The 14,290-nt window shown below is 32.6% G+C and carries 14 protein-coding genes; 12 read left to right on the forward strand and 2 right to left on the reverse strand.

Features of this window, described 5'->3' with window-relative positions; genetic code table 11:
• The first annotated feature begins 298 nt into the window (after positions 1-298).
• The 8 genes from BBG48_RS08375 (at position 299) to BBG48_RS08405 (ending at position 7,943) form a co-directional block, all read left to right on the forward strand.
• On the forward strand, positions 299-1,807 hold the full coding sequence (locus BBG48_RS08375; RefSeq protein WP_147292840.1) for a GGDEF domain-containing protein: 1,509 nt from the start codon (positions 299-301) through the stop codon (positions 1,805-1,807).
• Between the two features lie 196 nt (positions 1,808-2,003).
• Positions 2,004-3,725 (forward strand): bifunctional diguanylate cyclase/phosphodiesterase, encoded by a 1,722-nt coding sequence (locus BBG48_RS08380; RefSeq protein WP_158527920.1) that lies wholly within the window; start codon positions 2,004-2,006, stop codon positions 3,723-3,725.
• A 323-nt stretch (positions 3,726-4,048) separates the two neighbouring features.
• On the forward strand, positions 4,049-4,219 hold the full coding sequence (locus BBG48_RS11015; protein ID WP_158527921.1) for a hypothetical protein: 171 nt from the start codon (positions 4,049-4,051) through the stop codon (positions 4,217-4,219).
• Between the two features lie 204 nt (positions 4,220-4,423).
• The gene (locus BBG48_RS08385; protein ID WP_068914053.1) at positions 4,424-5,104 is read left to right on the forward strand and encodes a copper amine oxidase N-terminal domain-containing protein; all 681 of its coding nucleotides are present in this window, start codon (positions 4,424-4,426) and stop codon (positions 5,102-5,104) included.
• 51 nt (positions 5,105-5,155) lie between these two features.
• Complete coding sequence (locus BBG48_RS08390) at positions 5,156-5,614, forward strand: DIP1984 family protein (RefSeq protein ID WP_068914054.1); 459 nt, start codon at positions 5,156-5,158, stop codon at positions 5,612-5,614.
• Positions 5,615-5,900: 286 nt separating this feature from the next.
• Positions 5,901-6,392 (forward strand): hypothetical protein, encoded by a 492-nt coding sequence (locus tag BBG48_RS08395; RefSeq protein WP_068914055.1) that lies wholly within the window; start codon positions 5,901-5,903, stop codon positions 6,390-6,392.
• A gap of 77 nt (positions 6,393-6,469) precedes the next feature.
• Positions 6,470-7,435, forward strand: a complete 966-nt coding sequence (locus BBG48_RS08400; protein WP_243446772.1) for a patatin-like phospholipase family protein — start codon at positions 6,470-6,472, stop codon at positions 7,433-7,435.
• Between the two features lie 82 nt (positions 7,436-7,517).
• Positions 7,518-7,943, forward strand: coding sequence for a zinc ribbon domain-containing protein (locus BBG48_RS08405; protein WP_068914056.1), 426 nt, complete (start codon positions 7,518-7,520; stop codon positions 7,941-7,943).
• On the opposite strand, the gene BBG48_RS11615 is transcribed toward BBG48_RS08405, so the two are convergent.
• Positions 7,827-8,336 carry a helix-turn-helix domain-containing protein gene (locus BBG48_RS11615; RefSeq protein ID WP_116170960.1) on the reverse strand — a complete coding sequence of 170 codons (510 nt, stop codon included), beginning with the start codon at positions 8,334-8,336 and terminating at the stop codon, positions 7,827-7,829. The two genes, BBG48_RS08405 and BBG48_RS11615, sit on opposite strands and share 117 nt — an antisense overlap.
• Positions 8,337-8,546: 210 nt before the next feature.
• On the opposite strand from BBG48_RS11615, the gene BBG48_RS08415 reads away from it, so the two are divergent.
• The 4 genes from BBG48_RS08415 to BBG48_RS08430 are packed head-to-tail and all read left to right on the forward strand — an operon-like array spanning position 8,547 to position 13,715.
• Positions 8,547-9,131, forward strand: a complete 585-nt coding sequence (locus BBG48_RS08415) for a type II secretion system protein (RefSeq protein WP_068914057.1) — start codon at positions 8,547-8,549, stop codon at positions 9,129-9,131.
• 47 nt (positions 9,132-9,178) lie between these two features.
• The gene (locus BBG48_RS08420) at positions 9,179-9,697 is read left to right on the forward strand and encodes a hypothetical protein (RefSeq protein WP_068914058.1); all 519 of its coding nucleotides are present in this window, start codon (positions 9,179-9,181) and stop codon (positions 9,695-9,697) included.
• A 22-nt stretch (positions 9,698-9,719) separates the two neighbouring features.
• Entirely contained in the window at positions 9,720-11,600 is a 1,881-nt protein-coding gene (locus tag BBG48_RS08425) for a prepilin-type N-terminal cleavage/methylation domain-containing protein (protein ID WP_068914059.1), read from the forward strand.
• 18 nt (positions 11,601-11,618) lie between these two features.
• Positions 11,619-13,715 carry a prepilin-type N-terminal cleavage/methylation domain-containing protein gene (locus BBG48_RS08430; RefSeq protein ID WP_068914060.1) on the forward strand — a complete coding sequence of 699 codons (2,097 nt, stop codon included), beginning with the start codon at positions 11,619-11,621 and terminating at the stop codon, positions 13,713-13,715.
• Positions 13,716-13,793: 78 nt separating this feature from the next.
• Here the strand turns inward: BBG48_RS08430 and BBG48_RS08435 are convergent, their stop codons facing one another.
• On the reverse strand, positions 13,794-14,201 hold the full coding sequence (locus tag BBG48_RS08435) for a helix-turn-helix domain-containing protein (RefSeq protein WP_068914061.1): 408 nt from the start codon (positions 14,199-14,201) through the stop codon (positions 13,794-13,796).
• Between the last annotated feature and the right edge of the window lie 89 nt (positions 14,202-14,290).

Below are 14,290 nucleotides of genomic sequence, written 5' to 3' on the forward strand. Positions count from 1 at the left end.
GTTGTAAAATACAACTGTATACAATATCTAAAGATGTGCGAAACTTAAAAACTTTTAAAAACAATATATAAAACTAGAATATATAATTGCACACCTACATAATTTACTGCAAAAAAAGAGGTGAATTTCAATCAAATTTGAAAAAATCATAAAAAAAGTAAATTCGTACCTTGTTTTACTGCTAATATTGGCAATATGTTTTATATTTTTTGCTAATGACAATACAAATTCATGGAGAGAAGAAAAAGTAAATCTAAAAATAAATAATCAAGTATATCAAAATGTATTGGTAGACAAAATGAAACTACCTCCCGTAAAAAAGGGAGATATTGTAACGATTAGCAAAAAATTGTCTAGCGATGATGAAAATATAGCAATCAGGACATACGGCTCTACAGTGGATATCTACATAGACGGTGAAAATGTATACAGCTATGGCAACTCACTATATGAAAAAGGGGAGATGTTAGGTAGAGGGTATCACATAGCAAGATTTGAAAATGCAGCAAAAGAGAACAAATCAATTCTTATTAAAATAAAACCGGCAGAATATATGTCCTATGCGTGGATTGACTTTTTGAAATTTACACCAAGTGACGCAGTATGGCAAGACATTTTTATAAATGATAGTTTCGGTACAATGACAAGCATAATATTATTTGCAATAGGTGCTATAGGCTATACTTGCGTAATTTTAGTTTGTATGTTAAGAAAAAAGATCAATGAGCATTTGCTATACGCATTTGCGATAGCCTTTTTCGTAGGTCTATGGAATTGTTGCATTCATGGAGTTTTGCAATTTATAACGAAAAATTTAGAGCTGGTATCATTTTTGGAATATTTTTCATTGTACTGTTCAGCCTTGTTTTGCGTTTATGTAATAGAAATTATTAAGAAAAACACTAAGTTTAGAAAAATACTCAACTTTATGAAATGGACATATTCAATTTTCTTAATAGTTGTTCTTTTTTTGCATTTTTCTAAAATTCTTTTAATATCGCAAACGGTAAGCGTATTTAGATTTTTTATAATATCAGTATCTATAGTGTTGCAATTTATACTTTTTAGTGACTACCTCAAACAAAAAAAGCATGAAAAAATTTTACTATTAGGTAGCATAATAAGTCTTTTTATGATTTTCTTGCACGCAGTTTTTTACAATTTTAACTACATGAAAATAAGCATCATGGGAAGAGTATTTGTAATAAGTGATGCACCCTTGAATATAGCTATACTGATAATTGTAATATTACCTTTATTAACATATATAGTAAAGGTAGAAGAAATTGAAAGCTACGAAATACAGATAAATTTGCTTAAAGAGATAGCCTATTTGGACAACCTCACAGGACTTGGCAACAGGCATAGCGGTATGGCATTTGTTATGGAGCTGATAAGAGACAGCCTTGATTACTCCATTATATTGTTTGATATAAACAACCTGAAAACAGCAAATGATAACTATGGTCACAGTAGAGGCGATGAATTAATATTGAGGTTTGCCAATTGTTTAAAGATTGTCTTTACAGGAGACGACTTTAGCAAAATACGCTATGGCGGAGATGAATTCGTAGTAATAATAAAGGCTAAAAGCGAAAAAGAAGTCTACAAATATGTAGAAAGTTTAATGAAACTGATAGACGAAGATAATAAAGGCAAAAAAGAGGGATATTTTTTATCAGTAGCCTATGGAATAGCCAGCTCTAGGGAAATAAACGACTGCAACTACGAACGTCTAATAAAGCTGGCAGATAAAAGAATGTACGAAAATAAAGACTTGAAAAAGGCATCTGAAAAAATAGGATAAGTAACCTTAGGTTATAAATCTAATCAGACTTAAATCCATAACTAAAAGCCAAAATATATAATAAAAAAATTATTTCAATCTTATAATTAAAAATGATAAATGGAGTATTTTTGTGGTATAATAATTACGAAATTATTTTTTAATCAGTGTTAAGTTGATTTATGAAATATACAAGAGAGTGGTTTGAGTGATGGATATGTATAATAATTATGAAAATACAGATAACTCAGAGCTAGACAGATTTCGCAAATTTGTAAATGAATACAATTTTGACCTAGAATGCATGTTTGACATTTTGACATATAAAAACAACACAATTTTTTTAGGAGATTTAGAGTTAAACACCTATTACATTTCAGACAAGCTAAAAAATATGTTTGGTTTTGAATCCAACATAGTAAAAGATTTTGCAAATGAGTGGAGAAAAAGAATACCAAATCAGTCAGATGTAAAAATTTATGACGATAATATACAACAATTGATTTTAAACAAAGAGCAGGTACACGATTTAGTATATAAAGTTAAAGATGCACATGGTATAGAAAGATGGATAGTTTGTCAAGGCAAGATAAAACGCAAAGACGCAAGACCGGTTTATTTTGCAGGTAAGTTAGAAATCTTTGATGACGGGATAGATATAGACCCTGTCACAAAACTCCAAAGAAAAAACAGCGTAGAGTTAAAATTATTAAGCACTAATTCGGACAAGGTCGGATTGATAGGATTTTCCTTAAATAATATTAGAATTATCAACGAATTAAGAGGTAGAGAGTACGCGGACAACTTTTTAAAGAGTATAACTGACGCCATATATGATGAGCTAAAAGATAAAATCCATCTATATAGGATGGAAGGAGTAAAGTTTTTAGCAGTATTAAATGAGCAATATTTAACTCAAATAAAGCCAATCGCAGAAGAAATAAAAAATATAATTACAAAGTTATATTTACAAGACAGCTTTATATTAAGAAAGAGCAAAACAGTGTATCTAGGTGCTTACATTGCAGATAAAAGGCTGATTTTATCTGAAAACACCTTAGACATATTTGATAAAATAATATCAGTAGCAAAGTCTAACACAGATACAGATGCAATATGTATTTTATCTGATAAAGAGATATTATATAGAAGACACCTAAATAAAATAGAATTGGAGCTATATCGATGCGTGTATGCAGATTTTGATAATTTCAGAGTCGTAGTCCAACCGATTGTCGATAATGAGGACAAGGTAGTCTCAGCAGAGGTACTTCTAAGATGGAATTATGAGCGTCATGCCATTTCACCTGAGATTTTTGTACCAATATTGGAAAAAACAGGTCTAATAAGGCAAGTCGGCAGGTTTGTATTTGAAGAAGCTGCAAAAATTGCACAAAAAGTGAAAGAATTTAAACCGGATTATAAATTACATGTAAATGTTAGCTATATCCAAATATTAGATGTCGAATTCTTTTCGTTCATAGAAAGCATATTGAAAAAATATAACTTATGTGGAAATGAGCTTGTAGTAGAAATTACAGAGAATAATTATGATGAGGACAAAGAAAAAGTCCTTGAATTTGCACAAAGATGTAATGATATAGGCATGAGCACAGCAATAGACGATTTTGGTACAGGGTATTCATCAATATCATTTTTAATCAGATATCATGCTAAAGTGGTAAAAATAGACAAAAGTCTTGTAAAAGAAAGTGTAAAATCTGAGCAAAATAAAAAATTTTTAGAAGGAATAGTAAGCTCCTGCAAAAATTTTGGTATGTCAGTATGTATTGAGGGCGTAGAAAATGAGCAAGAGCTAAAAACAGTCAGAGAGTTTGGCTGCGATTATATACAAGGATTTTATTTCTTCAAGCCTATGGAATTGTATGATTTTAGTGATTTGTTGATGGAAAAATATTTTACAAGTATGCAAAAATAATTCGAAACATAAGTAAATCCGCTGGATTTACTTATGTTATTTTATAATTTCATAAAACGAATATTTAGGAAGAAAATGGAAGTGACGGGAAATAGCAAACCAAGAAGAGAGAAGTTTAGTTTTGAATTTAAGAGCCTAGGAGTAAAAGTCAGTGTAATCATTTCTTTGATATTGCTTTGGGTTAAAATATGAGATTGTATCTGCCGATATTGATAATAACATTTGCAAACACTATTTATCACATTTGCACAAAATCAACGCCTTAGGGAATTAACACCTATGCTACGCTGTTTGTTACATACGCAATTTATGCCGTAGTTTGCTTGATATTATTTTTTGTCACCGAAAAAAATCCAAACCTTGTGAAAAATTTTAGCAAGCTCAATTGGACAAGCTGGGCGTTGGCACTTTGTATAGTTGGATTAGAGGCGGGAAATATTTTGCTTTACACAGCAGGCTGGGATATCAGTATAGGTCAAGTAATATCAAGTTAATTTTTAGCAATAATTCTTATTTTAGTTGGATATTTTTTATACAAAGAGCCAATTACTGCAAAAAAAATAATTGGGGTTTTAGTCTGCTTAGGTGGACTTTATATCTTAAATAAATAAATTATCAAATGATTTTTGCCCTTTAATTAGAATTATCTAGCAATAAAAAATGCTTTTACATCGGCATACAAGACAAAGAGGAACTTTATGAGCAAAAATTTTTTAGTAAAAATGTTAATGTTATTTATATTTTTACTAGTGTTTAATACAAAAGCTGAGTTTTCATTTGCACAGGACATAAAAATAATGGTGGACGGTACATACTTGACATCGTATGATATAATTATAATTGATAATAGAGTCCTAGTTCCATACAGGACTATTTCAGAGTATTTGGGATATGAAGTAAATTGGGATGAAGATTACAGATTTTGCACAGTGGCAAATATTAATAAGCAAAATATGAACGATGATGCTTTATGCCCGATGTTTATAGTGCTTTTTACTGAGCATCCTGTATCAATGGCATTAAACCAAGATACAGTTTTTACTGAGCTGGAAAAGCATAAGCAGGATAAGGACTACAAGCCATATGATGATTATTTGTATTTGCTTAAATCATCATATGATGACTATACCAGTGCGATAAATGCAGAGATTGCAAAAAAGCTAAAGTCCGGCGAGCTTATAGCTGAATACTCCTCAATAGATGTGATGGTCAATAAGTTAAATGAAAAGTTTGGAAAGCTCTTTTATTTTTCTAATCTAAAAGTGCCTGCAAAAATTATAAATGATAAAACATATGTACCATTAAGATTTGTAGCGGAGATTATGGGAGCACGGGTACAGTGGGATGAACCTCAAAAAACTGTAATAATTTATAGATAGTAAAAAATCTTGGTAAAATTTAAAGCTTTAATAAATAACAAGGAGATTATTATGAAATTAGCAGAGGCTTTACAGATGCGTTCTGATATGCAAAAGAAAATTGAAGATTTAAGAGATAGATTATTTTTGTCAGCTAAATATCAAGAGGGAGAAAAACCTCTTGAAGACCCTAGTAAATTAGTCAAGGAGCTGGACAAAGTCACAAAGGATTTGGAGGACATAATTTATAAAATAAATTACACAAACAGCAAAACAGAAACCGACCAAGGTTCACTCACAAAAATACTTGCAAAAAGAGATGCTTTAAAATTAAAACGTAGCGTATATTCAAGCTTTGCTGATGAGGCAAGCAATATGGGTCCTAGATATACTAAAATGGAAATAAAATTGTATCCATCAATGGATGTCAATGTGCTAAGAAAAATAGTGGACGATTTATCCAAAGAGCTAAGACAAATAGAGCTACTTGTACAACAGACGAATTGGACCACAGATTTAATTGAAAAATAAAAATTGAATAAATTAGGTTAAAAAAAGGGCGTACACTACTCTATCGATGAGTATAAACTAAAATAACCAGTTGGCGAGAGAGAGCATCTCAGGGGTTCGACTCCCCATTTCACAATTAAGCTCATCACATTGCACAACTGCATACTTACAATTTATTGTTATTACCGTTGGTGTAGACTTTTTAGGGTGGGATTGGGGAAATTACATAAATAAAAAGCTATAGACACAAGTATTTATAAAATGTATAATATATTAAAATACATAGCCTTATGAGGAGAGGATTTGAGTGCAAGTGTCAAGAGTAGATAACACTATGTTTATACCGATAAATGGCGTATACGGAGTACAAAATGAGCAAGGTATAAATCCAAATCCATTTGGTGCAGATAAAGTAGATAAGGCTAAAGAGCTTTCGCCAAGTGGTAAGGTAGAATGTCAGACCTGCAAAAATAGAACATATGTTGACCAATCAGGTGATGCCGGAGTTTCGTTTAAGGCACCAGGTCATATTTCTCCTGAGGCATCAGCTGCAGTAGTATCTTCTCACGAGGCAGAGCACGTTGCCATAGCAAAAGCTGAGGGAGGAAAAGCCGGCAATAAACTAGTGAGAGCCTCAGTTAGACTCCATATGTCTACTTGTCCGGAATGTGGCAGAGCCTATGTATCAGGTGGCACAACAACTACTCAAATTTCATATTCTGACCCAAATCAAAAAAGAGGCGGAGTAAATTCTATTGATGAAGATTTAAAAGGCGTAGTTGTAGACAAAAAAATCTGACGATAACAACCAAATGGTAGATGGAAAAATATCTACCATTTTTTCATAGGGATTAAATATATTTTAAAAGGGTTGCTATGATTAGGAGAAAATTAATAAGAAACAAAATATTAAAAAATCTGAAAGCTAAAGGCTTTATTGATAATATTGTCTATTCAAAATTAGATGAGATACCAAAGGGGACATCATCAGGCAAAATTACAAAAGGTTGTCTTGTGGTTGAGGGTGGAGCGTTAAGAGGCTTATATAACCAAGGTGTGTTGGATGCTTTTCTTGTAAGCGATATTAATTTTGAAACATATATTGGAGTTAGTGCGGGAGCATTGGCAGGAATGAACTATATCTCAAGACAAATTGGCAGGTCGGCAAGGACAAATTTGAAATATAGACATGACCCTGAATATATAGGATTAAAGGCTATTGGTCTTAGCAGAAGTCCATTAAATTTAAATTTTTTATTGTATAAAAACAACAAATTAGAGCCATTTGACTTATTGACCTTTGAGCACACTAAGCAAAGATTTATTGCAGTGGCGACCAATTGTGAGACAGGCAAGACAGAATATTTTGAAAAAGGAATATGCAAAGACATTTTTGCAGCTACAAAAGCATCTGCATCTATGCCGTTTTTGTCGCCTATGGTAGATGTGGAGGGAAAGCAGTGCCTTGATGGGGGCTGTAGCTGTAAGATTGCATACAAGTGGGCGTTAGAGCAAAATTTTGACAAAATAGTTATAATCAAAACTAGGGAAAGGGGCTTTAGAAAGTCGGAAAATTCAAAAAGAAATCAGATTGATAGATTTTATAAAAATTACCCGCTTTTTGCTGATGTACTAGCTGATAGTAACAAAAATTACAACAAGCAGTGTGATGAAATAGACGAGCTTGAAAAATCAAAAAGGGCATTTGTAATTGCTCCATCTTCTCCTGTAAGGGTGTCAAGACTAGAGCCTGATGTGAACAAGCTGGGTGAACTATATTGGCAAGGATATAACGATGCTAATAATCTGATGGAACAGCTAAAAAGGTATCTTTCACATTAAACAAATTGAAAAATAATATAAAAAATGTTAAAATAATTCGTATTTAATTAATAAACTTTTAAATATTACAAGGAAGAAAACTATGGGTAATAGAAGAAGTGTAAAAAGAGGTAGAGCATACGAAATCCAAAAATTTTTTGGCTCAATATTTGCGATTTTATTTGGGATATTTTGGATGTTTATGGCATTTCAGATAACATCTCAAGCTGGAGAATTTGGGATTATAGCTGTAATATTTCCACTTTTTGGGATAGTAGCTGTAATATCAGGCATAGTCAATGCAGTGATTTCATATAAGAACGCATTTGGTGAAAATCGCTTTTCAGAATATGATATAGTAGACTCTGATGAAGAGCCTGACCCTTTGCAAAAAAAATTTCATAAAGAAAACTTAAATGATGACATGAATATTTCTGACGCTGAAGAAGTAAACTTCTGCCCATATTGTGGCGAAAAAATAAGTAGTGAATTTGAATTTTGCCCAAAATGTGGTAAAAAATTGCCTTAATATTTTTAGTTTAAATAAATTATATAAAAATTGCAATATCAAGTTGAACTTTTTTCTAAAAATCATACCTTTGTCTTTAAAGTTTTTAATGACATATTTGATGAAATGATGGCATTTAGCTATTTTAAGACTTGGACGAGAAGACTTTCTGTTGTTGTCATATATGGCTTGTCCTGCATCAGCAAGATATACATTAATAACTTTGCCTTGTTTCTTTTGAGGAACAGTGCCGCGACGAACCTCATTTAGTATTGTATTTTTGGCTCTACAAAGTTCTTTGGCTATTCTACAAGGTTTTACACCATCCTTAAGCCTAATTTCGATGTAAACTCTCTGTTTAAAACTTAGGTGTTTATATGGTCTTATTTTTGTGGTAGAATTGTTTAAATCCATTGTGATTTCCTTTCCATTGCAAATGTTTTTGTGGTGATTACATTTTACAACAAAAAGGATCACTTTGGATTATTTTTTTATAGGTTCAAATTCATTTTACAACTAATCAAAAAATATTTTTATTTATATATTTCATATAATTTTTCTATAATCAAATTTATTTTTTAATTTTTTTTTACAAAATGCCGAAATATAAAAAGGGTGATGTTTATGAAAAAAAATAAAGGCTTTACTATGGCAGAAATGCTCGTGGCGATTGCGATTTTGACAATTCTCATGGGGCTTGCCGTACCGTTCTTTAAACCTGCAAAAGAATTTGTGAATAAAAACAAGACTAATACTACAAAAAAAATATTGATAAATGCAATCGAATATTGGTCAAAGGATAATATAAACCCGATACAAAAGCCGGCGGATTTTAATGCTGTAAATTCTCAAAATAAAAAGGTTTTTGAGTACATATCCAACAACGAGGTTTATAAAGATTCCAATATGCAAATCGAAGAAAAAGACGGAAATAAGGAACTTGTTTTTGTAAATGACAAAGATAACGACGGAAAAGATGATACGGAAATCGTAATAGTAAATTTTGAAAAAGGTGTTTTGACAACATCCTACTTGAATTCCGATAACGAATTAAGTAATTCTACCGCATTTTTATCAATACAAAATCTCGAAAATCTCGGTGCCACATCAATAGAAAACTATGAAGATAAGCATAGAAAATTTTTAATTCTTGAAAAAAACGACGGATACAAAGAGCTTGTTTATGACAAGCCTAAGCTTACACCTTAATTTAATAACCTTGATATTTTGATTCTAAGAAGCGTGGGTGATTATCTATGAAAAAGAAAAAAAAGAACGGTTTTATTTTTGTCGCTGTTCTCGTGATAACAATATTATTATTTGCAATAACAACCTCCGTAACTATGCTTACAAGAGCCCACGGCGGTGATTTAATAAAAGACATAAAAAAGGACAAAGCATATTATATTGCAAATGCAGGCTTGGAAATAGTTTATTCCGCACTCAATAAGGAAAATGTTGTTGGTGCAAGCAGTATTTTGCAGGTAACAGGATCTTCAACGGCAGGATCATCTGCAAAATTCAAAAATCCTAAAAAAGGAATAATAAAGCATTCAGACCTCGTAATAATTGACGGAAAAGGAAATCCCGCAGGATATTGCGATATAAACGCAGACCTTGAGAAGGACGATTCCGGAAATCTGTATTATAAGGTCGAATCAACCGGAAAATCACTTGCCCCAAGTGATGTGACAGATACAAGAACACTTACTATGTTCGTGTTTCTCGACTCAAGTACAAAGCTTTATGACGGTATAAAAGACAGCCCTTATTAAAATTAAATAAAGGTGGGAAAATATGATAAATTTTTGCAAAAAAAAGAAAAAGGCATTTACCTTGCTCGAACTGATTATAACAGTAGCTATAGGTTCTATTTTACTTTTGCTTGTTACTGACAGGATTATCTTTCAAGCTGTTAATGCAAATAATACAAACAATAAAGTCATAGATTTGAACACAGGCGTGAAAACCACAATAGACGAAATAAACAATACGCTTAAAAGCTCCATACAAGTGCATTTAGTAGGAAAAACCGTGTACAACAAAGGAGCGGACACAACCAAGCTCGACAAAAGATACAACTATATAGCTCTTAGAGATATAACAGGTCTTGACGGCAGTGTAAATACTGTACTTGTAAACCTGATATACAATGCTGCAAAGGATAATTTTGACATAATACCGGTAACAGCACTTGATAAAAATGACAGCCTGAAAAAATCAAAGACAGAATATACCATGCAATTTTACAAAAATGACGACGACTATAAGTCAAAAATGGACAAAAGCATACTCAACATAACGGTTAAAGGCAAATCTACAGATATTGACGATAGCGGAAAGCCTATATCTAAAGACAAAAATAATCCTAATCCGATAAGAGAGTTTGAATTGACCCAGGATATAATGCTGCCTAATGTGAATCAAATAATGACATCCAAATATCTTGAGGGCGGTCTGGACGACATAACCGCTATAGCCTATGATAACGGACAAATAAAAGAAGTAAAAGGAAAAAAAGCCCAAGCAACAATTGTTTTTGCAATAGACTCTTCGGACTCAATGATGGGTACGGTCAATGGTAATAATTCAAAGCGTGGTTATAACAGAGCCTGGGCTCAGGATTATTTCAGACTCAAGAAAAGCGGTCCATATCACTATCTTAGTGGTAAATTCGAATTCGGCTACTTCTCTCTCGCTGGGGATATAAGAAATGGGTATCATTTGAATTTTTACAGCTACAATAATAGAACATATAAAAGAAGTGACATAGAAAATAGGTTTGATGATTTTGCCATTAGAAAGTTTCTCGCAGCTGAAGCCATAAACAACAATTTTTTACCCAATCTTTCAAAGGCTGCAAGAGATAATAATGTAGATTTGTCTGCATATATATTTAATTACGATACTCATGTAAGATGCAAAAGGATTTCACCTGATCCAAATTCCGACTATCTTTGGCAATTATCGGATTTAGAAAATGACAGATACGGACCGTACAGGCTAAATACCGATGACGATATTAAAACAGTAAGGGAATATACTAAAAGCAAATGCGAACTGGGCTTTGACGAAGATAATTTCAAGACTTCGTGGTTTGAGGATGAAAAAGGCTCTACAAATACAGGCGAGGGGTTGCTTCAGGCTTTGGAGATTTTAAAGCAGTTGGACAAAGAAAAAAATATAAAAAACAGATTTTTAGTTTTAATGACTGACGGTGCTCCAAACAGAAAATCAGTCATATACCCAAACAACGATAAAAAAAATGCAAGAATGCTCCTTGACAACAAAAGCTATAGACAAATTCTTAAAGATTATCCGGGCACTCCAGCTCAACCTGACATTTTACAAAATCCAAACACCGTAGGCATGGACGCCGTAAAGCAAGTTGCAACAAGCACCTCAAATAACTATAAGGGGCTATATAAAAAAGCTTTCATTATAGGATTTTCAGGTATAAAGGAAGAAATAGAAAACATAGGTTTTGATACTGATGAGCATGGAAATAGCATATCGCTTCCAAGCGAATCTATAACAGGTTATCTGCGTTCTACAGGAAATGAAGCGGATTCTTACAGAGCAAAGGATTATGATGCACTGAACAAGGCTTTTGAGGATATTAATAATCAAATAGGCGACTTGATAGGTGTGTTTGACGGTCCTGAGGAAATGAAATAACAGGGGTTGGTGATATAAATGAAAAAAACAAATGGCTTTACATTCGTAGAAGTATTGATAAGCGTATCTTTGCTTGCGTTTGTTATACTTATGTCTACAACCTTGTTTGACAGGTCCATTCAGGAAACTCCAAAATTGAGAAAGATTGTCGAAAAAAACACAAAGAATTCCTCCGAAATGGAAAATGCCATTTTAAATGCAAGGCAGTACAGCGAATATTACAACGATTATGTAAAAAAAGGAACCTCAGACGAAGAAAAAAAACCTCAAGGCTACGATTCGGTCGGCAATCCTGTAGTAATACCTACACCCGGTCTTAAGATTGACGATATAAGGATTGACAATGTAAGGGGTTATATTGTTTCAAGAAAAATGGATACTGTGTTGGATTCAGCAACAGGAAAACCGATTTTAGACTCAGGCGGTAATTATCAGTATATTCAAAAAACCTCATACAATATGAATGTTGACAGTGCGGATGATTTAATAAGCTTTGTAGGCATAGGAAGGTCTGCACCGAAGGTATCCGATATCAAGGATTTTTATTTGAATAACGGCACAATGAATTCATTCGAATATTTTCCTGTTAACGGTTCGCTTGCCTCTGATAAATCCTTCAGACTTGTATACAATCTAAGAGATAATTCCAATTTTTATTCTGTCAGACTGAGATTGCTCAAATCTCCTTTTTCACAAGCTCTTTTGAATAATTCCAATGCTATTAACATAAAAAAACTTGATAAAGGAGAGTTTGAGTACGCAGACAAAGCCGATGACGAAAATAAATCCACAAGCGGTGCAAAAGACTATACAGTAAATTCATACAGCTCAAACAAGGAACGATATTTGAGTTTAACCGACAGGCAGCTTGCTGTAGAAGGTGCTACACTGAATATAAACGGTTTGCAAGGATCAAAATATGCCACCTTGTCAAACGAAAATACATCAAATTTGAACTTTGTCTATTATATCGGTTTACCGTATTACAACAACGATATACTTGCACACTATGATGCCGATTTTGCAATTTCAAAAATAGCAAGTACCCGAAACAAATTTTTATATTTGTACGATATTGATAATGTCGCTGATTCAGATTATCCGAATTTTATTAAAAAAAATGGGGACATTTACGATATAGATTGGTCAAATTACGACATTAGACGAATGACCGGTATAGACACAAAATTTGCCGAGAAGGTAACTTTGCCGAAAGGCTTTTTACCTGAATGCACTATAAAAGCACAAGACGGAACGGATGTAAAAATACCATTTAATCTAAAATCTTACGGCAATACAATATTTTACGATATGAAAAAAGAAAATGGTGTTGAGTTTGACGGAGGTACAGACGGAAGAACGTTTATCGCAAAATTTAACACAAAAAATTATAACCAGATGTTTAATGATAAAAATGAAGAAAAAACATTTCCTTATGTTCTTTTATCTCACGGTTATGACGTAGCTTCCGGGAAGCCTCTGAATGCTTCCGCATCTGACAAGGAGCAAAATTTTGTGTTGTATGTCGATAGTGACGGCTCTATTAAATTGAAAACCGGAACTGCAAAAAAAATAAAAGGCGGAGCAATAAAATGGAGCTACACTGAAGAAGATATCGGAGTAAATATAAATGACACCAATTTATATAAAGATACCTCCGATACGTTGCCATCTCAATCTTATGAGGAGCATTATGCAGACGGTAAAAAAGACGGTAGACAGGATTTTAAGATAATAGCCGTGTATTTCGATTATTATAAATCCGGTTCCGACTCAAAGGTTAAATTATATTTGCTGAACCAATCCGATTCTCCGGATGACACGATAATTACAGCAGCAAATAAAATTTTCGAAAGGTCATTTAACAAACTCAACTACACTGATTACAAGTTCGGCTTCGGTAAAAAAATCGACAATTTGGGAGATGCCGAAAGCATTTCTTCCCCTATGGGCGATGATTATTGCGCTATGGAAATATCCGATTTGATTTATTACAACGGTGATATAGGCAAAAATAACGTTAAAAAAGTGATGAATTGGCTATACAGAAAATACCTCACTGAAAAAGAAAGAACTTACTTTGATGAAAATTATAAGAGTATTTTGGATAAATAACATCTTAAATAAATGATATTTTATTGATAAATATACATTTTATAATTTTATCATGATAAAAAACAAGACACCATATTTTTATAAAATGGTGTCTTGTTTTTTGTAAAAAAATCTTTTTGAAAATTGCAATATCAAGTTGAACTTTTTTCTAAAAATCATACCTTTGTCTTTAAAGTTTTTAATGACATATTTGATGAAATGATGGCATTTAGCTATTTTAAGACTTGGACGAGAAGACTTTCTGTTGTTGTCATATATGGCTTGTCCTGCATCAGCAAGATATACATTAATAACTTTGCCTTGTTTCTTTTGAGGAACAGTGCCGCGACGAACCTCATTTAGTATTGTATTTTTGGCTCTACAAAGTTCTTTGGCTATTCTACAAGGTTTTACACCATCCTTAAGCCTAATTTCGATGTAAACTCTCTGTTTAAAACTTAGGTGTTTATATGGTCTTATTTTTGTGGTAGAATTGTTTAAATCCATTGTGATTTCCTTTCCATTGCAAATGTTTTTGTGGTGATTACATTTTACAACAAAAAGGATCACTTTGGATTATTTTTTTATAGGTTCAA

Origin of the sequence: Criibacterium bergeronii (assembly GCF_001693775.2) — a bacterium.
Taxonomy (GTDB): domain Bacteria; phylum Bacillota; class Clostridia; order Peptostreptococcales; family Filifactoraceae; genus Peptoanaerobacter; species Peptoanaerobacter bergeronii.

What these genes read in the sequence shown, in the direction of transcription:
- BBG48_RS08375 (WP_147292840.1), top strand. Translation starts at nt 299, where the DNA reads ATGAAACTACCTCCCGTAAAAAAGGGAGATATTGTAACGATTAGCAAA.
- BBG48_RS08380 (WP_158527920.1), top strand. Translation starts at nt 2,004, where the DNA reads ATGTATAATAATTATGAAAATACAGATAACTCAGAGCTAGACAGATTT.
- BBG48_RS08385 (WP_068914053.1), top strand. Translation starts at nt 4,424, where the DNA reads ATGAGCAAAAATTTTTTAGTAAAAATGTTAATGTTATTTATATTTTTA.
- BBG48_RS08390 (WP_068914054.1), top strand. Translation starts at nt 5,156, where the DNA reads ATGAAATTAGCAGAGGCTTTACAGATGCGTTCTGATATGCAAAAGAAA.
- BBG48_RS08400 (WP_243446772.1), top strand. Translation starts at nt 6,470, where the DNA reads ATGATTAGGAGAAAATTAATAAGAAACAAAATATTAAAAAATCTGAAA.
- BBG48_RS08405 (WP_068914056.1), top strand. Translation starts at nt 7,518, where the DNA reads ATGGGTAATAGAAGAAGTGTAAAAAGAGGTAGAGCATACGAAATCCAA.
- BBG48_RS11615 (WP_116170960.1), bottom strand. Translation starts at nt 8,336, where the DNA reads ATGGATTTAAACAATTCTACCACAAAAATAAGACCATATAAACACCTA.
- BBG48_RS08415 (WP_068914057.1), top strand. Translation starts at nt 8,547, where the DNA reads ATGAAAAAAAATAAAGGCTTTACTATGGCAGAAATGCTCGTGGCGATT.
- BBG48_RS08420 (WP_068914058.1), top strand. Translation starts at nt 9,179, where the DNA reads ATGAAAAAGAAAAAAAAGAACGGTTTTATTTTTGTCGCTGTTCTCGTG.
- BBG48_RS08425 (WP_068914059.1), top strand. Translation starts at nt 9,720, where the DNA reads ATGATAAATTTTTGCAAAAAAAAGAAAAAGGCATTTACCTTGCTCGAA.
- BBG48_RS08430 (WP_068914060.1), top strand. Translation starts at nt 11,619, where the DNA reads ATGAAAAAAACAAATGGCTTTACATTCGTAGAAGTATTGATAAGCGTA.
- BBG48_RS08435 (WP_068914061.1), bottom strand. Translation starts at nt 14,201, where the DNA reads ATGGATTTAAACAATTCTACCACAAAAATAAGACCATATAAACACCTA.